This is a genomic window from Kiritimatiellaceae bacterium (assembly GCA_013141415.1).
GTDB lineage: Bacteria > Verrucomicrobiota > Kiritimatiellia > Kiritimatiellales > Tichowtungiaceae > Tichowtungia.
Genome location: JABFQY010000001.1, coordinates 197,112 through 216,811 on the forward strand (window position 1 = coordinate 197,112; position 19,700 = coordinate 216,811).

General features: G+C 55.7%; 22 protein-coding genes, 1 tRNA gene and 1 pseudogene. 6 read left to right on the forward strand and 18 right to left on the reverse strand.

Going from position 1 to position 19,700, the window contains the following annotated elements:
• Positions 1-148 precede the first annotated feature (148 nt).
• Positions 149-2,497: a U32 family peptidase gene (locus HOO88_00975; protein ID NOU35340.1), complete on the forward strand. Its 2,349-nt coding sequence runs from the start codon at positions 149-151 to the stop codon at positions 2,495-2,497.
• Here HOO88_00975 and HOO88_00980 read toward each other — a convergent pair.
• The 4 genes from HOO88_00980 to HOO88_00995 all read right to left on the reverse strand — a co-directional run bounded on the left by HOO88_00980 (position 2,491) and on the right by HOO88_00995 (position 6,277).
• Positions 2,491-2,931 carry a DUF1294 domain-containing protein gene (locus tag HOO88_00980; GenBank protein ID NOU35341.1) on the reverse strand — a complete coding sequence of 147 codons (441 nt, stop codon included), beginning with the start codon at positions 2,929-2,931 and terminating at the stop codon, positions 2,491-2,493. The genes HOO88_00975 and HOO88_00980 overlap by 7 nt on opposite strands.
• A 25-nt stretch (positions 2,932-2,956) precedes the next feature.
• Positions 2,957-4,555 carry a sodium-dependent transporter gene (locus HOO88_00985; protein ID NOU35342.1) on the reverse strand — a complete coding sequence of 533 codons (1,599 nt, stop codon included), beginning with the start codon at positions 4,553-4,555 and terminating at the stop codon, positions 2,957-2,959.
• Positions 4,530-5,150 (reverse strand): flavin reductase family protein, encoded by a 621-nt coding sequence (locus HOO88_00990; protein ID NOU35343.1) that lies wholly within the window; start codon positions 5,148-5,150, stop codon positions 4,530-4,532. Before HOO88_00990 ends, HOO88_00985 begins: the two co-directional genes overlap by 26 nt.
• A 146-nt stretch (positions 5,151-5,296) precedes the next feature.
• Complete coding sequence (locus tag HOO88_00995; protein ID NOU35344.1) at positions 5,297-6,277, reverse strand: sulfite exporter TauE/SafE family protein; 981 nt, start codon at positions 6,275-6,277, stop codon at positions 5,297-5,299.
• A gap of 179 nt (positions 6,278-6,456) precedes the next feature.
• Between HOO88_00995 and HOO88_01000 the strand changes: the two genes are divergently transcribed.
• From HOO88_01000 to HOO88_01010, 3 genes are read left to right on the forward strand one after another with little or no spacing between them, the layout of a single operon-like run.
• Positions 6,457-6,756 carry a helix-turn-helix transcriptional regulator gene (locus HOO88_01000; protein ID NOU35345.1) on the forward strand — a complete coding sequence of 100 codons (300 nt, stop codon included), beginning with the start codon at positions 6,457-6,459 and terminating at the stop codon, positions 6,754-6,756.
• Positions 6,757-6,763: 7 nt separating this feature from the next.
• Entirely contained in the window at positions 6,764-9,184 is a 2,421-nt protein-coding gene (locus HOO88_01005; protein ID NOU35346.1) for an FAD-dependent oxidoreductase, read from the forward strand.
• 15 nt (positions 9,185-9,199) lie between these two features.
• On the forward strand, positions 9,200-9,373 hold the full coding sequence (locus HOO88_01010; GenBank protein NOU35347.1) for a 4Fe-4S binding protein: 174 nt from the start codon (positions 9,200-9,202) through the stop codon (positions 9,371-9,373).
• Between the two features lie 5 nt (positions 9,374-9,378).
• On the opposite strand, the gene HOO88_01015 is transcribed toward HOO88_01010, so the two are convergent.
• The 13 genes and pseudogenes from HOO88_01015 to HOO88_01075 form a co-directional block, all read right to left on the reverse strand.
• Positions 9,379-10,092, reverse strand: a complete 714-nt coding sequence (locus tag HOO88_01015; GenBank protein NOU35348.1) for an RNA pseudouridine synthase — start codon at positions 10,090-10,092, stop codon at positions 9,379-9,381.
• A gap of 3 nt (positions 10,093-10,095) precedes the next feature.
• Positions 10,096-10,338 carry a DUF2132 domain-containing protein gene (locus tag HOO88_01020; GenBank protein NOU35349.1) on the reverse strand — a complete coding sequence of 81 codons (243 nt, stop codon included), beginning with the start codon at positions 10,336-10,338 and terminating at the stop codon, positions 10,096-10,098.
• Complete coding sequence (locus HOO88_01025; GenBank protein NOU35350.1) at positions 10,335-10,733, reverse strand: DUF3465 domain-containing protein; 399 nt, start codon at positions 10,731-10,733, stop codon at positions 10,335-10,337. Before HOO88_01025 ends, HOO88_01020 begins: the two co-directional genes overlap by 4 nt.
• Positions 10,730-11,584, reverse strand: a complete 855-nt coding sequence (locus HOO88_01030; protein NOU35351.1) for a hypothetical protein — start codon at positions 11,582-11,584, stop codon at positions 10,730-10,732. Before HOO88_01030 ends, HOO88_01025 begins: the two co-directional genes overlap by 4 nt.
• Before the next feature lie 57 nt (positions 11,585-11,641).
• Positions 11,642-12,226: an SET domain-containing protein gene (locus HOO88_01035; protein NOU35352.1), complete on the reverse strand. Its 585-nt coding sequence runs from the start codon at positions 12,224-12,226 to the stop codon at positions 11,642-11,644.
• 19 nt (positions 12,227-12,245) lie between these two features.
• Positions 12,246-12,322, reverse strand: a tRNA-Val gene (locus tag HOO88_01040).
• Positions 12,323-13,375 (reverse strand): annotated as a pseudogene (gene obgE, locus HOO88_01045) (GTPase ObgE).
• Between the two features lie 76 nt (positions 13,376-13,451).
• Positions 13,452-13,706: a 50S ribosomal protein L27 gene (gene rpmA / locus HOO88_01050; protein ID NOU35353.1), complete on the reverse strand. Its 255-nt coding sequence runs from the start codon at positions 13,704-13,706 to the stop codon at positions 13,452-13,454.
• A gap of 18 nt (positions 13,707-13,724) precedes the next feature.
• On the reverse strand, positions 13,725-14,045 hold the full coding sequence (gene rplU, locus HOO88_01055) for a 50S ribosomal protein L21 (GenBank protein NOU35354.1): 321 nt from the start codon (positions 14,043-14,045) through the stop codon (positions 13,725-13,727).
• 64 nt (positions 14,046-14,109) lie between these two features.
• The gene (locus HOO88_01060; GenBank protein ID NOU35355.1) at positions 14,110-14,874 is read right to left on the reverse strand and encodes a hypothetical protein; all 765 of its coding nucleotides are present in this window, start codon (positions 14,872-14,874) and stop codon (positions 14,110-14,112) included.
• Positions 14,875-14,957: 83 nt separating this feature from the next.
• A complete protein-coding gene (locus tag HOO88_01065) occupies positions 14,958-15,347 on the reverse strand; it encodes a hypothetical protein (protein NOU35356.1) in 390 nt (129 codons plus the stop codon).
• Positions 15,344-16,105, reverse strand: coding sequence for an acetolactate decarboxylase (gene budA, locus HOO88_01070; protein ID NOU35357.1), 762 nt, complete (start codon positions 16,103-16,105; stop codon positions 15,344-15,346). The genes HOO88_01065 and budA overlap by 4 nt, the downstream gene beginning before the upstream one ends.
• Positions 16,102-17,085 (reverse strand): peptidase, encoded by a 984-nt coding sequence (locus HOO88_01075; protein ID NOU35358.1) that lies wholly within the window; start codon positions 17,083-17,085, stop codon positions 16,102-16,104. Before HOO88_01075 ends, budA begins: the two co-directional genes overlap by 4 nt.
• An 81-nt stretch (positions 17,086-17,166) precedes the next feature.
• On the opposite strand from HOO88_01075, the gene HOO88_01080 reads away from it, so the two are divergent.
• Together HOO88_01080 and HOO88_01085 are read left to right on the forward strand one after the other, a co-directional pair.
• On the forward strand, positions 17,167-18,411 hold the full coding sequence (locus HOO88_01080) for a PAS domain-containing protein (GenBank protein NOU35359.1): 1,245 nt from the start codon (positions 17,167-17,169) through the stop codon (positions 18,409-18,411).
• Positions 18,395-18,772: a hypothetical protein gene (locus tag HOO88_01085; protein ID NOU35360.1), complete on the forward strand. Its 378-nt coding sequence runs from the start codon at positions 18,395-18,397 to the stop codon at positions 18,770-18,772. The genes HOO88_01080 and HOO88_01085 overlap by 17 nt, the downstream gene beginning before the upstream one ends.
• Here HOO88_01085 and HOO88_01090 read toward each other — a convergent pair.
• Positions 18,769-19,638, reverse strand: coding sequence for a polyprenyl synthetase family protein (locus HOO88_01090; protein NOU35361.1), 870 nt, complete (start codon positions 19,636-19,638; stop codon positions 18,769-18,771). The genes HOO88_01085 and HOO88_01090 overlap by 4 nt on opposite strands.
• Between the last annotated feature and the right edge of the window lie 62 nt (positions 19,639-19,700).

Below are 19,700 nucleotides of genomic sequence, written 5' to 3' on the forward strand. Positions count from 1 at the left end.
ATACGACCCCGTGCCGCATTCTGGCGGAGAACATACCAGAGATTTAAAGAATGAAAAGATTTGCTTCAACAAAATTAACTTTTCAGCAATCCGGTTGTAACATCCGGAACTTGAAGCAGCGGCGGAAGCAGGATAGCGTTCGGGCCGCTTGAATAAACAACCTCCAGAACTTTTAGCACCCGCCGGAACGCCGGAAGCGGCGTGGGCCGCGCTGGCCTACGGCGCGGATGCCGTTTACGCCGGACTGCCGCGCTTTTCCGCCCGCGCCGAAGCCGGTAATTTTTCCGCCGAAGCGCTCGACGAGCTGATCGGCTACGCGCACCACCTCGGCCGCCGCGTTTACATCACCTTCAACACACTGGTTCAGCAACGCGAACTGGATGCGGCGCTCGAAACGCTCGCGCTCATCCGCGATCTGAACGCTGACGGCGTGATCGTTCAGGACATGGGCGTCGTGCGTCTGGCGCAGAAAAACTTTCCGGAACTCCGTCTTCACGCCAGCACACAGCTGGCAGTTCATAATCTCGAAGGAGCCAAACAGCTCGCGTCGCTCGGTTTCAAGCGTGTCGTGCTGGCGCGCGAGCTGAGCCTGAAAGAAATCGTGCACATCAGCCTCCACTGCGGCATCGAAACCGAAACGTTCATCCACGGTGCGCTGTGTTATTCCTACAGCGGGCTTTGCCTTTTCTCGTCGCACCTGCTGGGCCGTAGCGGCAACCGCGGACGTTGCGCCTACTGTTGTCGCCAGCCGTTCCGTGACGGCGACGGCAAAGAAACCCTGCCGTTTTCAATGAAAGATTTCTCTGCCGCTGAACATCTGCCGGAACTTCTCAATGCCGGAGTCGCCTCGCTCAAAATCGAAGGGCGCATGAAAAGTCCGCTCTATGTCGCCGCCGTCACCGACTTCTATCGCAAGGCACTGGCGGGCGACTCTGCCGACTCCGCGCAGCGGCTGGCGGACATTCAGACGATTTTCGGCAGACCTTCCACCGAACTGTATTTAAAAAATTCTGAAACCAGTCCGGTCGATCCGGTCAACGACGGACATCGCGGCGCACTGATCGGAACCGTTAAGGCCGTCGCCGGGCCGTGGCTGATTCTGCACAGCAATCGCGCATTGCAGAAACACGACGGCTTGAAATTTGAAAACGCATTCGGCTTTGCCGCCGATGAAATGCGGCTGGCGAGCGATCCGGAATCCAAGCGCCGGTTTGAACTTCCGGCGGATGCGGAGATCGCGCTCAAACTTCCGGCCGATGCACCGCGACTCGAAAAAGGCGCGCCGGTTTACTGCTCCTATTCTCAGGTGGTGCGTCAGCGCTACGAATTTACTGCCCCGCGCCCCGGACAGTTCCGTCAGCGGAAGCCGGTGAACATTTACGTTTCCCAATCTTCGGAAAACGTGAAGTTTGTTGCGTCAGCGGACGGCGTGCAGTCTGAACTGGTTTTGCCCGGCCCGTTCGAAGCGGCGAAAAATCCGGAGAAAGCTGCGGCCACAATTCGTCAGTGTTTTGAAAAACTCGGCGACACCGACTGTAAACTTGGCGAACTGACGCTGGAAGGCGCGCCGGTTTTTATTCCGGTGTCCGTTTTAAACGATGCCCGCCGCCGGTTGATTTCAGATTTTTCCAATCTCTGGGAAAATAATTGTAGGGCGGGATCCGTGATCCCGCCGGTTTCCGAGGTCACGGACCTCGGCTACAAACAGGAGCCGGTTGCTTGGGCAGTGAAGTCACGGGTCTTTCAACCGCTGGAAAACATCGACGAATTCGTACTGGAAATTGATCCGGCGCGGACGGAAGAGATCGAAAAGGCGCTGTCGTTTTATGGCGATAAACTTCGGCTGGCTCTGCCGGTGATTATTCGCGAAGAAGACGTTGCGGCATTCCGTAAACTGATTGCGGCATTGCCGGATCAGCAAAAGTGGGAAGCGGCCAATGTCGGCGGACTTAATCTGCTGCGCCGGGTGGGGTCACCCGGCCTACAGAAGATTGGTGTAGGCCCGCTGACCTCAGCGGGCGATATTGAATATGACATCACCACCGACTGGCCGCTCTATACGCTCAATACACAAGCCGCTTTGCAGTGGCGCGAGCAGGGCGTTCAGCAGTTTGTGCTTTCACCGGAAGACGACGCCAAAAATCTTTTTGCGCTGATCGAACAGCTCGGAGGCGCGGCGGTTGTTCCGGTTTATCAGCATACGCCGCTGATGATTTCCGCCACGCGTCCGGCGGCGTCCGGCGATGAATTAACCGACCGTTCACGGCGGAATTTCCGCGTCGAACCGAACGGACGGCAGTTTGTGTTTCTCAACGAGACACCGTTTTCGCTGACCGGTCATCTGGATGAACTGAAAGCCAAAGGCGCGCGCCGCTTCCGCATCGATCTGTCGTATGGAATCAGTTCGTCGGACGAAGTTGCCGACATCGTCCGACGCATTACCTCCTGCTCCGCCGTTCCCGGCCACGCCGGAAACTTTGCCCGCGGGCTTCAGTGATCCAGATACGGTTTGGCGAATTGGTAGAGCATCTTTGTGTACCGCCAGTTGAGAATGTAGTCGAATGATGCGTATTGCTGTGTTAACGCGATCAACCAGAATGAAACCTGGTATTCGGTTTTAGAAATTTTGTGTCTGAATATCCGTTGGGAAAAAAATGCGGCGGGCCATCCCCCGAGAAGCTCGAACAGATGAAGCGTGCTCTCCGGTGTGCGCCTTAAATCAAGCCGAGCTTTCTTTTTATCAGACCAATAGGCGTAAGTAGTGGTGGCCGAAATTATTGATAGGTATGCGATGACGAGCCCGCAGCCATACAAACTTACAACTTTAGTTGTGGCGATGCTTGGGAGGATGAGTACTAGTATCAGCAACAGGCAGGAATAGATCCAATAGAGGACTCCTCCACGTCTTTTTTTTCTCTTAATTTTTTTCATAACTTAGCGAGCATCTGGATGAGTTTCACGGCTTCAGATTCAGCCAGCCGATGGTGTGCAGGAATGTGATTAGGATCGCGACGGGGCAGACGAAGCGGACGAAGATGCCCCACATGGATGCCAGCGTGAGCGGATGAGTGCTGGAGTTGTGCGATGGGTCGTCTTTGAGTCCAGCCAGCAGAGCCAGCAGGTGAACGTCGGCGAAGTTTTTTGAGCCGTGGCGGATTTCTTCAATCGCTTTGCGGGTTCCCCAGATCCAGCCGGTAAAGAGGCAGATGAAGAGTCCGCCGAGCGGAAGCATCCAGTTGCAGGTGAGGTTGTCCACCAGGTCAAAGAAGCTGGCTCTGGCTCCGCCGAAACAGGCGGCGACTGCTTTTTGAATGGCCGGAAGTTTGTCCCAGTTTTCAATGCTGACGGCGGAGAGTCCGCCGAGCAGGAAGATGGCGATGCCGGTGACGATGGCGGCGCGGTGGCGCGTCCATTTTTTCTCGTCCACAAAGTAGGCGGTGACGACTTCGAGCAGGCTGATGCCGGCGGCGAGCGCCGCCACGGCGAGCAGGATGAAGAACAGAGTTCCCCACAGCGGCCCGGCGGGTAGCCGGTGGAAGACCGCCGGAACGACCTGAAAGACAAGGCCGGGGCCTTCGCCCGGTTCGAAGCCCATGGCGAAGACGGCGGGGAAAATCATCAGGCAGGAGAGCACCGAGACGAGCGTGTCGAGTCCGGTGATCCAGACACTGGAAGCAAAAATATTTTCGTTTTTGCCGAGGTAACTGCCGTAGGTGATCATTGCGCCCATGCCGAGGCTGAGGGTGAAGAAGGCGTGGCCGAGCGCGACCAGCACGCCTTGCGCGGTGAGTTTGGAAAAGTCCGGCGTGAAGCAGAAGCTGACGCCCGCCTTGGCGCCGGGCAGAGTCAGGGCGCGCAGAATCAGCACCAGCATGATGATGAAGAGCAGAGGCACCATGAATTTGCAGGCGGTCTCGATCCCTTTCTGGACACCTTTGTAGATGATCGCCACGCAGAGCAGCATGAAAACAAAGTGGAAGCCGATTACCAGACCGGTACTGCCGATGAAATCCAGGTAAGTCGTTTTTGCCTGTGCAACAGTTTCAAATACGAGCTGGTTGCTGGCGGCTTTCACGACGTAACCGATGGCCCAGCCGCCGATGACGCTGTAGTAGGAAAGAATCAGGAATCCGGCAACGACACCCATGATGCCGACGATCCGCCAGCTTTTCCAGAAGACCAGTCCGCCGAGAATCAGCGAAGTGATGCCCCAGCCGATGGCGTGGAAGCAGAGCAGGGCGATGCCGGTGAGCACCATGCCGCCGCCGAGGAAGTGGGCCAGCAGAGAGGCGGGCGGTGTGAGCTGGTTGAAGCAGCCGACCGGATTGCGCTGGGTGTGGCGTCCGAGCGTGATTTCGCAGATCATCACCGGAATGCCGACGGCGGCGCAGCATAACAGATAGACGAGCATGAAAGCGCCGCCGCCGTTTTCGCCGGTGATGTACGGGAAGCGCCAGATACTTCCCAGTCCGATGGCCGAGCCCGCCGCCGCGAGAATGAATCCGAGTTGGCCGCTCCACTTCTCACGTTCAGGTTTTACGCTTGGTTCGTTCATGCGGTTTCCTTTTTCCGGTCGGTGCGGGTTTGTGTTTGCGGACAGAAAAACCGAAGTGGCCGAGGGTTTGGCCGAGCGCGAAATATTCGCCGTGAACAAAGGCGATGAGTCCGGCTTTTTCGAGGCAGAGCTTGCCTTTGGCGTCGATCAGTTCCGAGGAAGCCTGCACAGCGACGACTTCGGCGAGGAACATGACGTGCGAACCGAGTTCCAAGGTCTGGGTGACGCGGCACTCGATGTTCACCGGACATTCCAAGGCGATCGGGCATTTAACTTTCAGACCGGGCGCGGGCGTCAGCCCGGTTTTTTCAAACTTATCGTGCTCGCGGCCCGAGACGACGCCGCACCAGTCGGTGGCTTTGGTCTGTTTGACGGTGGGAAGATTTACCACGAATTCGCCGGTCTGTTTGATGATGTCGTAGGAATGCCGTTCGGGCCGGACAGAGATGGAAAGCATTGGCGGATTGGTGCAGACGGTTCCGGCCCACGCGATGGTGATCAGGTTTGGCTTCCATTCTTTGGTGCCGCCGCAACTGACGAGAACCACCGGAACCGGCGAAAGCATATTGCCGGGTTTCCACGATTGTTTTTTGATGGGCGGTTTGGATTGCATGAAAACTTTTTAGGCCGGATGAGCCGGTCAGGCCAGCAGATTTTTTTCAATGTTTTGGAAAAAGAAATCCGCCCCGGCGGCGGAGCGGCTTTTATGAGGCCGGAATCTTTTCCAAGGGATCCCGCCGGTCAGGCGAAAAACGCTTTATACAAATTCAGTGCGCTTACCAGTGAAATCAGAACGCCAACCATGATTAACAGCGCTTTAGCGTGAACTTTGCGTGTCAGCAGTGCCGCCAGCGGGGCGGTAAACACGCCGCCGAGCACCAGTCCGGCGACAACCGGCCAGGGCCCGTTACCCACCAGCAGCGAAAAGGCAATCGCACTGCCGAAGGTCAGGAAGAACTCGGCAAAATTCACCGAACCGATCGTTGTTCTGGGATCGTGACCCGAGCCGATCAGCGTGGTGGTTACAACCGGGCCCCAGCCGCCGCCGCCCACGGAATCAACAAAGCCGCCGAACAGGGCGAGCTTCGCCACATGCTTAGGTTCGTGCTGCGCCGCCTTATATTTGCGGAAAATTTTGCTGACGAGATACAGCCCCATTAAGAACAGGTAGATTGAAATGTACGGCTTCAGCACCTTGCCATCAATGGATGAAACCAGAAATGCTCCGGCGACCGCGCCGATAATTCCCGGCACCAGTAGCCGCAGGAACAGCTTCGCATTCACGTTTTTCATCCGGACATGGGAAATTCCGGAGATACCGGTCGTGAAAACCTCGGCAATATGCACACTGGCTGTTGCAACGGCCGGCGGAATGCCCGACGCCAGCAGAAATGTATTCGACGTTATGCCGTAGGCCATGCCGAGAGCCCCGTCGATGGTTTGTGCGAGCACGCCCACGGCGACGGCGCTCCAGAACAGTCGGCTTTGCAAGGTTCCCAGAACGATCTGTCCTGCGCTTTCAAGGCTGCCCGAAAAGTTGAATAGACGAACAGCCAGATAGCCGACAGCTCCGACAAACATGAACGCCGCCAGCCAGGCTCCGACTCTCAGGATCGGATGGTCGCCAGGATGTGCGACCGACGTTTCGATCGGGGATAAATCCAATGTCGCATGCTCAGCACCGGCGGGGTTAGTTGCCAAATCAATATTTACAAGTTTCATGATCAACTTCTCAGTATTTAAAGACAGATAACCAGAACTGCGGTCGGCCTGCAATGATAAACATGATAAACATTATCGCGTAATACGTATTTAGCTATAAGGGTATTAATGCCGAAAAACCGGAGATTTTAATTGCTTTAAATTTATAACATTATAATTTTCTAATGTATGAGGTGGATATGAACAATCGAGAACGGGAAATGACGGCAGAGGTGCTTAAGGCGATGGCGCATCCGGTACGGCTCGGCGTGATTGAACTGCTGGCGGACGGCGAGCAAACCTGTACGGAACTGTTTGAGCAGCTGGGATGCAGCCAGTCGCTGATGTCGCAACAGCTTAAAATCCTCTGTCAGCAGAAGCTGATTTCCATCCGCAAGGAGGGGACGCAGAAATACTGCGCGTTGCAGAATCCTGATTTCCTGAAACTGTTCGACTGTATGAGCAAACACCTGAGAACCTTTTTACACTTCAAGGACTGAATAAATTATGAAACCGAAAAAAATTATCATCATTGGCGGCGTGGCTGGCGGAGCCAGCGCGGCGGCGCGCGCCCGGCGGCTGAGCGAAGAAGCGGAAATCATTTTGCTCGAACGCGGCCTGTACGTCTCGTTCGCCAACTGCGGTCTGCCGTACCACATTGGCGGCGAAATCGCCGACCGCGACCGTTTGCTCGTCACCACGCCGGAACAGCTCCGCACCCGATTCCGGCTTGATGTGCGCACGCAAAACGAAGTCACCGCGATTTATCCGGCGGCGAAAGAAGTCGAAATCAAAAATCTGGAAACCGGAAAAGTTTACCGCGAGTCGTACGACGCGCTGATTCTCAGTCCCGGCGCACATCCGGTTCATCCGCCAGTGCCCGGCATCGACAGTCCGAAGGTTCTTTCGCTCCGCAACATGGAGGACATGGATCGCATCATCAAAGCGCTCGACGGCAAGCAGCACGCCACTGTCATCGGCGGCGGTTACATCGGTCTCGAAATGGTCGAAGCGCTGCGTCAGCGGAAAATCGCCACCGCGCTGATCCAACGTCCGGCGCAGGTGATGAATCTGGCTGATCCGGAAATGGTTTCGATTCTTCATCAGGAACTGACACTCAACGGCGTTGATCTGCGTCTGAATACTTCGGTCACCCGCTACAGCGAGTCGGCGAACGGGTTGAAGCTGACACTCAGCTCCGGTGAAACGCTTGAAACCGGCGTGGTAATTCTGGCGATCGGCGTAAAACCCGAAACCGCGCTCGCCGAAGCGGCGGGCCTTGAACTCGGTCCGCACGGCGGCATCAAGGTGAACGACCGGATGCAAACCTCGGACGCAAACATTTACGCGGTCGGCGATGCGGTCGAAGTCACCGACTTTATCACCCGCCAGTCTGCGCTGATTCCGCTGGCCGGACCGGCCAATCGGCAGGGACGCATTGCCGCCGACAATATGTTCGGTCGCGACTCGCGCTACAAAGACACGCAGGGCACCGCGATCTGCAAGGTCTTCAACCTCGCTATCGGTATGACCGGCCTCAGCGAAAAAGCGGCGAAGCGCGCCGGAATTCCGTTTGAAAAAATCTACGTTCATCCCGCCAGCCACGCATCATATTATCCCGGCGCCTCGCCGCTGAGCATTAAAATGCTGTTCGATCCGAAAGATGGAAAAGTGCTCGGCGCGCAAGCGGTCGGCTCCGACGGCGTGGATAAGCGAATTGATGTTTTTGCCGTCGCCATTCGCGCCGGACTGACCGTTTATGATCTCGAGGAGCTTGAACTTTCCTACGCGCCGCCGTACGGCTCCGCCAAAGATCCCGTTAATATGGCTGGATTCGTCGCGGCGAATGCTTTGCGCGGCGACGTCAAACTCTGTCAGGTGGAAGATGTTTTGAAACCGGCGGCGCATCAGCAGGTGCTCGATGTCCGCACGTCCGGCGAAGTGGCGGCGGGCACGATTCCCGGTGCGAAGAATATTCCGCTCGATGAACTGCGCGACCGGCTTGGCGAGCTTTCGAAAGAAAAGGAATATCTCGTCTTCTGTAAAGTGGGACAGCGCGGCTATCTCGCCTGCCGCATTCTGACGCAGAACGGATTTAAATGCCGGAACCTCAGCGGCGGCTATACCACGTATCAGCGGACGGTTGAAGTACCTGCCGCCGAAATGCCGGAAAAACACAAACCCGCTCAGAATGTTGAAAAGGAACCGACCATGAAAATTGTTAAAACCGTTAATGCCTGCGGACTGCAATGCCCCGGCCCGATTCTTCAGCTTAAAAATGCGATTGATGAAGTCAACGAGGGCGAAGCCGTCAGCATCACCGCCACGGATCCGGGGTTTGTCGCCGACGCCCCGGCCTGGTGCAACACCACCGGCCATGAGCTCGTCAGCATGGAGCCGGCGGGGAAAGGTGAATATCGCGCCACCGTTATCAAACGCGGCGGGCAGGGTTCCGGTAAACGCGCCATGACCAATGTCGTATTCAGCAACGATTTCGACAAAGCCATGGCCGCCTTTATCATCGCCAACGGCGCGGCGGCGGCAGGTTATGAAGTGACGCTGTTTTTCACCTTCTGGGGAATTAACATTCTGCGGAAGTCCGGGCCGGTTGCGGCGAAGAAAAACCTGATCGAAAAAATGTTCGGCTTCATGATGCCGAAAGGTGCGGAGCGTCTGAAGCTTTCGCAGATGAATATGGGCGGCATGGGTCTGGCGATGATCAAAGGCATTATGAAGAAGAAAAACGTCATGCCGCTTTCGGCGCTTATCGCTCAGGCAAAACTTGGCGGAGTTAAGCTGGTTGTCTGCACCATGAGCATGGATTTGATGGGCATTAAGAAAGAAGAACTGATCGATGGAGTTGAAGAAGGCGGAGTCGCCATGTACATTGACCGTCTTAGCTGTTCATCGGCCAACCTGTTCATTTAACCAAGGGAGAACGTCATGGCACGAATCATCAAAAAAGACGAATGTATAAACTGCGGAGCCTGTGAGCCGGTTTGTCCGGTGGGCTGTATTTCTGAAGTAGGCGAAAAACGCTTCATCAAAGCGGCGGACTGTATCGACTGCGGAGCCTGTGAACCCGTCTGTCCCGTCAGCTGCATTTCCGAAGCGTAACGCTTTTAGACCGTCGGCCAGTGATCGGGATACGGTGCTTCGATAACGATCTCCGCTTTGCTGACCGGATGAATCACCGTCAACCGCGCATGGTGCAAGGCAATCGCACCACAGGCCAGCTTTACTTTTGAGCCGTACTTTTCGTCGCCGACAATCGGACAGCCGACCGCGGCGAGCTGCGCACGGATCTGATGGTAGCGCCCGGTGTGCAGTTGAATTTCCAGTAGCGTATGTTTGTCGCCGGGTGAGGTCACCCGGCCTACAGGTGCGGAATGGTTTGTAGGCCCGCTGCCCTCAGCGGGCGTAATAACCCGATAATCCAGCAGACACTCTTTCGCCTCGGGATCGCCTTCCTTCGCCACTTCGGCGCGGTAATCGTCGTGAATCAGAAAATGACGCAGCGAACCTTCGTTCTGCGGCGGCGCGCCGGAAACGACCGCATGGTAGATTTTGGTGAAGCGGTGGGCGCGCATATCGGCGTTCAGACGCGACAGCGCTTTATCGGTGCAGGCGAACAGAACGATGCCGCTCACGTCCTTGTCGAGCCGGTGAACGGCGTGCAGGAACACATTGCCCGGCTTGCCTTTGACTTCCTTGATGTATGCTTTCGCGCGGTCTTCGAGATTGTCCTTATCCGTTCCGCTCGGCTGCGTCAGCAAGCCCGCCGGTTTATTCACCGCCAGCAGTTGGTTGTCGTGATAAAGCACATCAAGAGTCATGGGCTATCTTCCTCTTCGTTTGCGGCGGGCGTCGGCGACATACCACTGTTCGACCTTTTCCCGCGCCCACGGTGTTTTGCGTAGAAACGTCAGGCTGGACTTGATCGATGGATCGACCTTGAAGCAGCGGATTCGAATACGCTCGCCCATCTCCTCCCAGCCGTGATCCTCCACCAGCTGATTAAGCATCATCTCCAGCGTAACGCCGTGCAGCAGATTCCACGGTTGTTCAGATGGTGAGGTCATTGATAGGCTTGACCGTTGTGTTTTATCCAGCCTGCAGTGTGCCGGCCTTGGGGGTCGTGATGAGTCCAGTGGATTACACCGCCTTGCGGGTTCCATTCGTATTCGCCAGAAAACCCGACGGTATCACCGACTTTTAGCGAATCAATCCGCGTCGCTATATCAATGTTGTGAGCTATTAAAAGCGTCTGTCCTGATGCGAGCTTGATGATAAAGCGCTGGTGTCGGCTTCCATTGTTATCATCAGACAGAACCTTTATGACCTGTCCGGAGCCTTGTACCTGAATATTGCTTTTGTGATTGGCGAAAGCCGAAGCCACAACCGCGTCGCCGCCACTCCCGAATCCTTCGAGAGAAACGGAGAACGAAAGAAGAAATATGAAAATCAATCTGTTCATCTGTTGCCGATCCATCTCGCAAACGCACCACTTGGTAGCGGCATGACATCCGGGTTGCCGGTGAGGAGCATTTCGCCGCAGTCGGTGGCGCCGTTTAAATCCTTGAGCCACTGCGTGAGCAGGTTTTTGAGGATCATCGGCGAGTATTCGGGCGTGTGGCAGCTCAGGAGTAGGAACGACGGATTGTCCGACAGCAGGTCGCGGCAGAGGCTGAGTAGTTCCGGCAGGGCTTCCTGAATCTTGAAGACCTCGCCTTTTTTCCCGCGTCCGAACGACGGCGGGTCGAGAATGATGCCGTCGTAGCGCCGCTCGCGTTTAACTTCGCGGCGCAGGAAGCCGATGGCGTCGTCGACGATCCAGCGGATCGGCGCTTCTTCCAGTCCGTTGAGCACAGCATTTTCGCGCGCCCAGTCGACCATTCCTTTGGAGGCGTCGAGGTGGCAGACTTCCGCGCCGCCCTGCGCGGCAGCCAATGTCGATCCGCCGGAGTAGGCAAAGAGATTCAGCACATTGGAGGTTCCGGTTTGCTCTTTGCGCCGCTGCACGGTTTCGCGGATCCATTTCCACATGACGCGCTGTTCGGGGAAAATGCCGAGATGTCCGAAGTCGGTGGAAGAAAGTTTAAAGGTGATTCCGGCGACGGTGACCTTCCAGTTGTCGGGCAGGTTGTGGCGGTTATGCCAGCGGTTCCCGCCTTCACGGTCGAATCCGGCGGAAATATTCTGCCAGTCATTTTCGGGTAGCGACTGCTGCCAAGCGGCCTGTCCGGCGGGGCGCACCAGTTTCACATCGCCGAAGCGCTCCAGCTTGCGGCCGTCGCCGCTGTCGATCAGTTCATAGTCGTCGTTCATGGGGCGGGAGTCTAGAGACGAAACCTGAAAGCTGAAAGCTGAAAGTCGAAGGTCTGCTTATCCACAATGCAGGCAGTTCAGAATCGAATCCATCGGTGCGCGCTGTTCGGCGATGTTGCCGGCGGTTTCCCATTGTTCTGCGGAAAGCAGTTCGCGCAGAGGTTGTTCGACCGTTTGAATGCGTTTGAAAGCTTTTTCGAGCTGGCGATCCCAGTCGGCGTAGTGGCGGGCGAGGTCGTCGGGGTAGACGACTTTGCGATCGGTTCCTTCGTCGCAGGCGTGGAACGGTTCGAGGATATTGAGCGAGCCGTAGTCGTTGGTGAGCTCTTCACCTTCCCGGATATCGCGCACGGCCAGCTCAAAGTTGTAGGCGGTGGTGATGCAGTTGGGATTAAAGCTGTGGTTCATGAAGCGCGTGTTGTCCCAGCAGAAGACATAATTGCCGTCGCGGTTGCGGTAGGAATATTTATAGAGCGTCTCGCGGCAGCGGTCAGGAAGCGCGGCGACCTGCTGAGCGGTGAAGAAGCGGTCGAGCGGATCCATCGTCCAGGTAACGGTGCCTTTGGGAATATCGCGGGTGGCGACAATGCCGCAACCGATCTCCTCACTGATCCAGCGAACTTCTGTGTCGGGGTGTAGCATATTTTCCCGGGTTAAATAATGGTGGGCGTTACAAGATTCGAACTTGTGACTTCTACCGTGTGAAGGTAGCGCTCTAACCAACTGAGCTAAACGCCCTCAAATCCTCCTTCGTTCGCCGCCGCCGAACTCCGGCGCGACAAAAAAGAAGCATACCTTTTACTTGCCGAAAAACTGTTCGTAAAGGATTTCTTTAATCTGTTCGAGGCCTTCGCCGAGTCCGGCGGAAATCTCGAGCGGTTTCAGGCGGGTTTTTCTTTTAAAAATTTTCAGATTTTCGCCCGCAGTCGGCATGTCCATTTTGTTAGCCAGTACGAGAGATGGGCGGTTGGCCAGATCCGGGTTGTAGGCTTTCAGTTCGCGCCGCAGGCTGCGGTAGTCTTCAACCGGATCGCGCCCGTCTTCGGCGGCCATGTCGATGACAAACATGAGGAAGCGGGAGCGTTCGATGTGGCGCAGAAAATAGTGGCCGAGGCCGAGGCCTTCGCTGGCCCCTTCGATCAGGCCGGGAATGTCGGCGATTTTAATCTGATTAAAGTTTTCGTAGATCAGCGTCCCGATGATCGGGTTGAGCGTGGTGAAAGGATACGAAGCGACTTTAGGATGGGCGCTGGTGAGTTCGGTGATCAAAGTGGATTTCCCGGCATTTGGATACCCGACCAGTCCGACGTCAGTCATCAGCTTGAGTTCCAGCCGGTAGTCGCGCTCTTCGCCGGGAGTTCCGGGGGTGCATTTGGTCGGAGCCTGATTCACGGATGATTTAAAGTGCGGGTTGCCGAGTCCGCCGCGACCGCCGCGCGCAATGATCAGCTCCTGACCGTCTTCGAGAATCTCACCGACGAATTCTTCGGTGTCCGCGTCGAGAACAACTGTTCCGCAGGGAACAACCAGAATGTTGTCTTCGCCGGTGTGTCCGGTGCAGTCACAACCCTTACCGTGCCCGCCGTTTTCAGCGTTCTGGTGGGGGTGGTGGTAGAGGTGGTTGAGCGAGTCGGCGTTGGTATCGCCGCGCAGAATGACGCTGCCGCCGTGCCCGCCGTCGCCGCCGTTAGGGCCGCCGTGCGGGGCAAATTTTTCGCGCCGGAATGAGGAAATCCCATTGCCGCCGTTGCCGGCTTTGACGAAGATTTTGACGCGGTCTTTAAATACAATCACGGCGGACACCTTAAATGAAGCAGGCGAGCCCAGAAAGCCCGCCTTTTCTTTTTTCCGAACATTGGGAAAACAATTATGCAGTCTGCATTTCGCGAATGTTGACGCGGCGACCGGCTTTGTCGAACTCGACGATGCCGTGCTTGAGCGCGAAAAGCGTGAAATCGCGGCCTTGACCGACGTTGGATCCGGCGACGAATTTGTTGCCGACCTGACGAACGATGATGCTGCCTGCGGTTACTTCCTGACCGGCGTAGCGTTTGACGCCACGGCGTTTTGGCTGACTGTCGCGACCGTTGGTAGAAGCCCCTTGTCCCTTTTTATGTGCCATTGTTCTGCTCCTTCAAAATTAAGCGCGGATGGATTCGATTTTGATCTTCGTCAGGCCCTGACGGTGACCGATTTTTTTGCGGTACCCCTGACGGCGTTTCTTTTTGAACGCCACCACTTTGTCTCCGCGGTAGTTTTCGACCACCGTGGCGGTTACTTTGGCGCCAGCCACAACGGGCGCGCCGATGGTGAGCTGGCTGCCGTTGGAGACGGCCAGCACCTGATCAAATTCAACGGTTTTACCGGCTTCAGCGGCGTCCAGCAGTTCGACGCTCAGCACGGTATCTTTTTCCACGCGGTACTGTTTACCGCCGGTTTCAATCACTGCGTATGCTTCCATATCAAATTCCTTTTTGAGTCAAAGACGTGAGAAAGTAGGCCAGAAGGCGGGGGCTGTCAACACCTTATGGCCGATCTTTTGCGACCGGCGGTTTTGCGGCTTTTTGGATGCCGTTTGTATAAAGCGACTCGGCTCCGACGGGCGGCGAGCTGAGCTTTAATCCGCCGCGCGCGGCTTCAGGAACCGGGTTGGGCGGTGTATAAAGATAAGCTCCTGCCGGATCGGCTGATGGCAGGCTGAACGACGGGAAGGAAATGCCGGAAGCCATTTCAACCGGCAAGGTATCATATCTTTCCAGTGTGACAATTCGCGGAGTGGCTAGACGGTAAGGGGAATAGCCCAGTCCCAGGGTGGCTTGCGGGAATATTGCTATAGAGTAAAGCCGGGTTTGGGCCGAGCGTATGGTCGAGCCTTCGCCGTGCGCACTTGCGGTCAGTGCGGCTTTCGGCTTTTGCGGCTCCTCCGGACCGCTTGGCGTAAATTTGCGCTGGTCAATTTGAGACAGGCGGACGGCTGGCGAAGGCTCCTGTTTTGACCCCTCTTTGGATGCGTTGAGCAGTTCATCCTGCACGGCCTTCTGCTCCGCCTGCTTCCCTTCGGCAATCTGACGGAACGTCGTGTCTTCCTTGCGTTCCAGATCAGGCTTGGAGGTGAATCCGCGTTTTGCCAGATAGCTGGCGTCAATCTTGGAGGGGTCGAGAAGGTTGAAGGTGAAAGCCACGACGCCGAGATAAATCAGCATGTTGGTGAGCATTACAACAGCACAGCCGGTTTGAAGCGGCGAGAACGGCCCCTTCTGATCACTGTTCTGTTGTAGGTTCTCTGTCATATTGCAATCAGGTCACTCGCAGGATTAATGCCCGTTTAAATAAAACCATCCGGACGGTAGCCTGAATTTTTAAAATTTACAACTCAGCGTTCAAGCCGATTGACTCTTAACGGATAGCGTATTTTCAAATCGCCATCGAGCAGGATCTCCACCCAATAGGTGCCGGCTTCGGGAAATGTGACGTTCATGAACACTTCGACACTGGTGGCGGCGGCCTCCGGCGAAGGCAGATTCACCTGCACATCCTGACCTTCGGCCAACACTTTTTTCTGGTCAGGGTGAACGATCCTCGACCGCTGGGTGAAAGCGCCTTCGCCGCTGCACCAGCGGGTGACGAGGCACATCTTGGCGAAAGCGACCGGCAGGCGTTCGGCGTGGATGGCATCGAACAGGCCGATCAGCATAAACTTGCCGTTTCGTTCCTGACGGACGTCGTCGCAAATCAGACTGGACTGGAGATCGGGAATCATCATTTTTCGATTTTCTCGAGTTCTGCGGAACGGTCTTTAGAAAGGTCGAGCGCGCGCAGCTGGTTTTGGTCAGGCAGTATCATATAGAAGCGGTTGCAGGCATCGAGTTGCAGATTGCCGCCGACGGTGGTGAAGTCAAGAATGTGTCCGCCTTTGGTTTTATCGTCAGAAATAAAATGGAGGTGGTAACCGGGAACATTGACGCCTTTCACAAATGACGGACAGCGGAAGCCGAGTACGGTGCCGTGCACGCCGGTGTACTCAAACACCGACTGGTGTTCTGCGGCTTCGGCCAGCGGCGGATAGGGTTTTTCCTGTTTTGGAACGGAACGGACTTTCATGGATGTAAAGTATCCGTCGAACCGCACGGCAAGGAAAAGATTCTGGTTGGGTGCCAAGCCATCCACACGGGTTTGGAACGTCTCTTTAGTGAGAACGTCGGTCAGTCCCAGCGTCATGTCCGGCTTAAAGTTCACCACGCTGGCAAACGGTGTAGAGGAATCTTCCGGCATCTGGCGAACGGTTCCGTCGGCACGAGCCTGATAGACATGGTGATCGAGCATAATCATCTCGCCTTCGAGCGCGTCGAAGGTGCCGATGCCGAGATCGCCGCAGTCTAACAGGTCATCGAGTGATACCTGGCCGTCATAAGCGCCTGCCAGCAGAGCATCAATCGTCGAAACCTGCACGACGGTATCTCTCGGTGCGGTGGCGCACCCGGCCAGAAGGACGAGCAGGAGCAAGGCAATCCATTGTTTCATTTGAATACCTCCGTTAACGTTTCACTTTCGGGCGTCATATCGTTTTTCAACAGCGCGAGCAGTTGTTCGGCGATTGGGCCGACCTTTCCGTCGCCGACGGGCCGGCCTTCCCATTCGATAACCGGTGTGACGTCGGTGGTGGTGCCGAAGATAAAAATTTCTTTGGCCCGTGCCGCTTGTGCCGGAGAAATATCGCGGTATTCGGCTGTTTTGAGTGTACCGTTGGCAACCAGTGTTTTGGCCAGATCGAGCGCTCGCCGGGCGGTGGTGCCGGAAAGAACATAATCGGGTGTCGGCATCAGCAATTCGTTGTCCGGTGTCAGGATGCCGATGTTCTCCGTGGCGCCTTCGCCAAGATTGCCGTTCGTGTCTATGGAAATAACGAAATCGAGTCCGCGCCGGTTCGCTTCAAGTTTCATCAGCACGTTCGGCAGATAGTTGCAGGTCTTGATTGTGGCAAAATCCGGCGACTTAATCGGAACAGCACTTAGCGCAACACGCGCCGGTTTGAGCTTTCCGTTTTCAATTCGTGCGGTGTAACGGTAAACGACGACGTAGATCACCGGCCCTTTGCAGAGTGCGGGATCAATCCCCATGTTTTCGGTGCCGCGCGAAACCAGTACGCGGATCAGACAATCGCGCTTTCCCCCGGCGCGGATCGTCGAGCAGATGATCTCAAGAAGTTTCGCGTAAGAGCAGGGCAATTCCATGCCGATGCCTTTACACGAAAGCTCCAGCCGTGTGAGATGGGCCTCTGCATTGTAGAGTTGCCCGTTCAGACATTTGAGCGATTCAAAAACGCCGTCGCCGCGCTGAGGCAGGTGGTCGTCCGCCGGAATCATCATCAGTGACGGGTCAACGGTAATGCCTCCGGTCAGGCCGGAGTACATCGCGTAAAGAGTGGTTGAAAGGCCGTTACGGGTTTTATCAAGCCGCGCGAGCCATTCCGGATTTTCCAAACAGTGAATTTTTTCAATCATCGGAAAAACCATACGCTAAAGTTTCCAGCCTTTGGAAGCTTATGTTAAGGTCATTGCAGTTAAGCGACCGGAGGGTATCCAATGACTATGACAACGGAATTCGCGCCAGCGGAACGCGCTTCGAAGGAAGCAATCCGGCGGCAGTATGAAACACTGGCAGCGTTGCCGTTTGTTCGCGATTTTCTCGATGCCGTTCCGAACATGTCGGTGGTTCTCAACGAACAGCGGCAGATCATTTTTGCCAACCGCGCTTTTGCGGAATTCCTTGGTCTGAAAAACGCTGACGAACTGCTCGGTAAAAGTCATTGCGAAGCGTTCAGCTGTCTTTACGGCGAATTTCTCGGTCGCCGCCCCGGCGAGGCAGTCGGCTGTATCCGCGCACGTTTGACCGAAGGCGGCTGCGGAACCACCGCCTTTTGCAAAACCTGCGGCGCGGTCATTTCGATCATGAACAGTCAGAAGTTCCGCACGCTGGATATTCAGGAATGCCGGATGGTCTGCGGCGAAGAAGGCGTAAACGAAACGGCGCTCGATTTACGGGTCTGGTCACGGCCGATCTCCGTGGCGGATGATTTTTTTACAGTTTTTTCGGTGGTTGATATCAGTAACGAAAAACGGCGCAAGGTGCTGGAGCGGATTTTCTTTCACGATGTGCTTAATACGGCCGGCGGCGTGAAGGGATTGGCCGATCTGCTGATTCAGGTCGGGCTTTCGGAAATGGAAATCAAAGATATCGCCAGTATGATTTCTGAATCGTCCGATCAGCTGATCGAAGAGATCAGTGCACAACGGATGCTTTCGGCGGCCGAAACTGGCGAGTTGAAGGTTTCAACGCAGGAGCTTCACTCGCTGGAACTTCTTTACCGGATTATCCGGCAGTTCCATTCGCACAGCACCGCTCGCGGCAAAGTGCTGGTGGTGGACGAAGCGGCTGTGCATTTTGATTTTACATCCGATCCGGTGCTGCTGCGGCGGGTGATGATTAATCTGGTGAAAAATGCGCTGGAAGCGATTGATGAAGGCGGCACGGTTACCCTGGGAGCTTATGCGGACGGCGATTCAGTCTGCTTTACGGTGCACGACGCGGCGGTGATGCCGCCCGAAATTCAGTTGCAGGTTTTTTCGCGATCGTTTTCAACCAAGGGAAGCGGGCGCGGACTGGGCACTTACAGCATCAAGCTGATCAGCGAAAAATATCTGCACGGGCATGTCTCATTTGTCTCCAACGAAAAAGAGGGAACGCGGTTCACGGTACGTTATCCGCGGGTGATCCAGTCGATGAGCGAAGACGAGGAGACGTTGCAACTCAATGAAGCCGACCGTTGAGATTATCTGCACACATTGCGGCGCGGAAACGTTCCTGAAGCGCGAGCCGGTTTATGACGGATTCAAAAAAACCGGCGAGGAGCTGAGCTGCTCCGCCTGTGGATTTGTATTTGCTTCCGAGACGGCGGTTCCATTCAAGGAGATATCCTCCGCTCCAAAAATTTTCACCGATGCTGACCGCTCGAAAAAGGTGACGGTTTTTGACGAAGGTGAAAACAAACTCATTTGCCGCTACTGCGCGAATTATGTGGTGAACCCGTTTATACAGTTCTGCTCGCTGCATAAAAAAGAAGTTCAGGCGACGGATAGTTGTCCTCAATTTTTACCGGCACCGGAAAATCCGGCTAAGCCGATTTTTTAGAAACTCCGCCGGACGACAAATCCAGCCAGCTGTTCGAGGCGGGCGGAGTTTTTTAATCCTCGCAGTGCAGCGAGGGCTTCGGTTTCCAACCATCGCATATCGGCGGCGGTTTTTTCTGTTCCGTGAACGGCGGGCCAGGTCATTTTCCCCCGTGCTTTATCGGAGCCGATATCCTTGCCCAATTCTTCGACCGTTGCGTTCTCATCCAGCAGATCGTCGGCCAGCTGAAACGCCAGCCCGATGTTTTCGCCGTAGGACGTCAGTTTTTCCAGTGTCTGGACATTTGCTCCGGCACAGATTCCGCCCATAACGCAGGCGGCGCGGATCAGTGCGGCGGTTTTGTTGCGGTGGATGTACTCCACGAGATTTGCGTCCGGCGTTTTCCCTTCGGCATCCATATCTTCTATTTGCCCGCCGATTACACCGCGACTGCCTGCCGCCCGCGCCAGCTCCAAAGCGAGGGATCCTCCGATGTCCGGAATCCCGGCCAGCACTTCAAAGGCCAGCGTCAGCAGAGCGTCGCCCGCCAGAATCGCGGTTGCTTCGTCAAAAGCGATGTGGCAGGTCGGATGTCCGCGCCGCAAAGTATCGTTGTCCATCGCGGGCAGATCATCGTGAATCAGCGTATAGGTGTGAAGCAGTTCCAGCGCACAGGCGGCCCGCATCGACTGTGCCGCCGTGCCGCCGCAGGACTCGCACGCTGAAATGCAAAGTGCGGGGCGCAACCGCTTGCCGCCGGCAAAAACGCTGTACCGCATCGCTTCATGAAGTCTGACCGGGCGTTCTCCGGCCAGCGGAAGCAAAGTTTCAAGCGCTTGGTTAATGGTATCTGCCTGCTGTTTCAGGTAATTTTGCAGCTCATTCATGCGGCGGATGATAGCCCAACGCCTTTATTAGTAAAGTAATAGCAGGGTAGAATGGTTTGACA

What these genes read in the sequence shown, in the direction of transcription:
- HOO88_01075 (NOU35358.1), bottom strand. Translation starts at nt 17,085, where the DNA reads ATGATTGAAAAAATTCACTGTTTGGAAAATCCGGAATGGCTCGCGCGG.
- HOO88_01035 (NOU35352.1), bottom strand. Translation starts at nt 12,226, where the DNA reads ATGCTACACCCCGACACAGAAGTTCGCTGGATCAGTGAGGAGATCGGT.
- HOO88_00985 (NOU35342.1), bottom strand. Translation starts at nt 4,555, where the DNA reads ATGAACGAACCAAGCGTAAAACCTGAACGTGAGAAGTGGAGCGGCCAA.
- HOO88_01080 (NOU35359.1), top strand. Translation starts at nt 17,167, where the DNA reads ATGACTATGACAACGGAATTCGCGCCAGCGGAACGCGCTTCGAAGGAA.
- HOO88_01085 (NOU35360.1), top strand. Translation starts at nt 18,395, where the DNA reads ATGAAGCCGACCGTTGAGATTATCTGCACACATTGCGGCGCGGAAACG.
- budA (NOU35357.1), bottom strand. Translation starts at nt 16,105, where the DNA reads ATGAAACAATGGATTGCCTTGCTCCTGCTCGTCCTTCTGGCCGGGTGC.
- HOO88_01000 (NOU35345.1), top strand. Translation starts at nt 6,457, where the DNA reads ATGAACAATCGAGAACGGGAAATGACGGCAGAGGTGCTTAAGGCGATG.
- HOO88_01090 (NOU35361.1), bottom strand. Translation starts at nt 19,638, where the DNA reads ATGAATGAGCTGCAAAATTACCTGAAACAGCAGGCAGATACCATTAAC.
- HOO88_01020 (NOU35349.1), bottom strand. Translation starts at nt 10,338, where the DNA reads ATGACCTCACCATCTGAACAACCGTGGAATCTGCTGCACGGCGTTACG.
- rplU (NOU35354.1), bottom strand. Translation starts at nt 14,045, where the DNA reads ATGGAAGCATACGCAGTGATTGAAACCGGCGGTAAACAGTACCGCGTG.
- HOO88_00995 (NOU35344.1), bottom strand. Translation starts at nt 6,277, where the DNA reads ATGAAACTTGTAAATATTGATTTGGCAACTAACCCCGCCGGTGCTGAG.
- HOO88_00980 (NOU35341.1), bottom strand. Translation starts at nt 2,931, where the DNA reads ATGAAAAAAATTAAGAGAAAAAAAAGACGTGGAGGAGTCCTCTATTGG.
- HOO88_01060 (NOU35355.1), bottom strand. Translation starts at nt 14,874, where the DNA reads ATGACAGAGAACCTACAACAGAACAGTGATCAGAAGGGGCCGTTCTCG.
- HOO88_01005 (NOU35346.1), top strand. Translation starts at nt 6,764, where the DNA reads ATGAAACCGAAAAAAATTATCATCATTGGCGGCGTGGCTGGCGGAGCC.
- HOO88_01025 (NOU35350.1), bottom strand. Translation starts at nt 10,733, where the DNA reads ATGAACAGATTGATTTTCATATTTCTTCTTTCGTTCTCCGTTTCTCTC.
- HOO88_01030 (NOU35351.1), bottom strand. Translation starts at nt 11,584, where the DNA reads ATGAACGACGACTATGAACTGATCGACAGCGGCGACGGCCGCAAGCTG.
- HOO88_01010 (NOU35347.1), top strand. Translation starts at nt 9,200, where the DNA reads ATGGCACGAATCATCAAAAAAGACGAATGTATAAACTGCGGAGCCTGT.
- rpmA (NOU35353.1), bottom strand. Translation starts at nt 13,706, where the DNA reads ATGGCACATAAAAAGGGACAAGGGGCTTCTACCAACGGTCGCGACAGT.
- HOO88_01015 (NOU35348.1), bottom strand. Translation starts at nt 10,092, where the DNA reads ATGACTCTTGATGTGCTTTATCACGACAACCAACTGCTGGCGGTGAAT.
- HOO88_01065 (NOU35356.1), bottom strand. Translation starts at nt 15,347, where the DNA reads ATGATGATTCCCGATCTCCAGTCCAGTCTGATTTGCGACGACGTCCGT.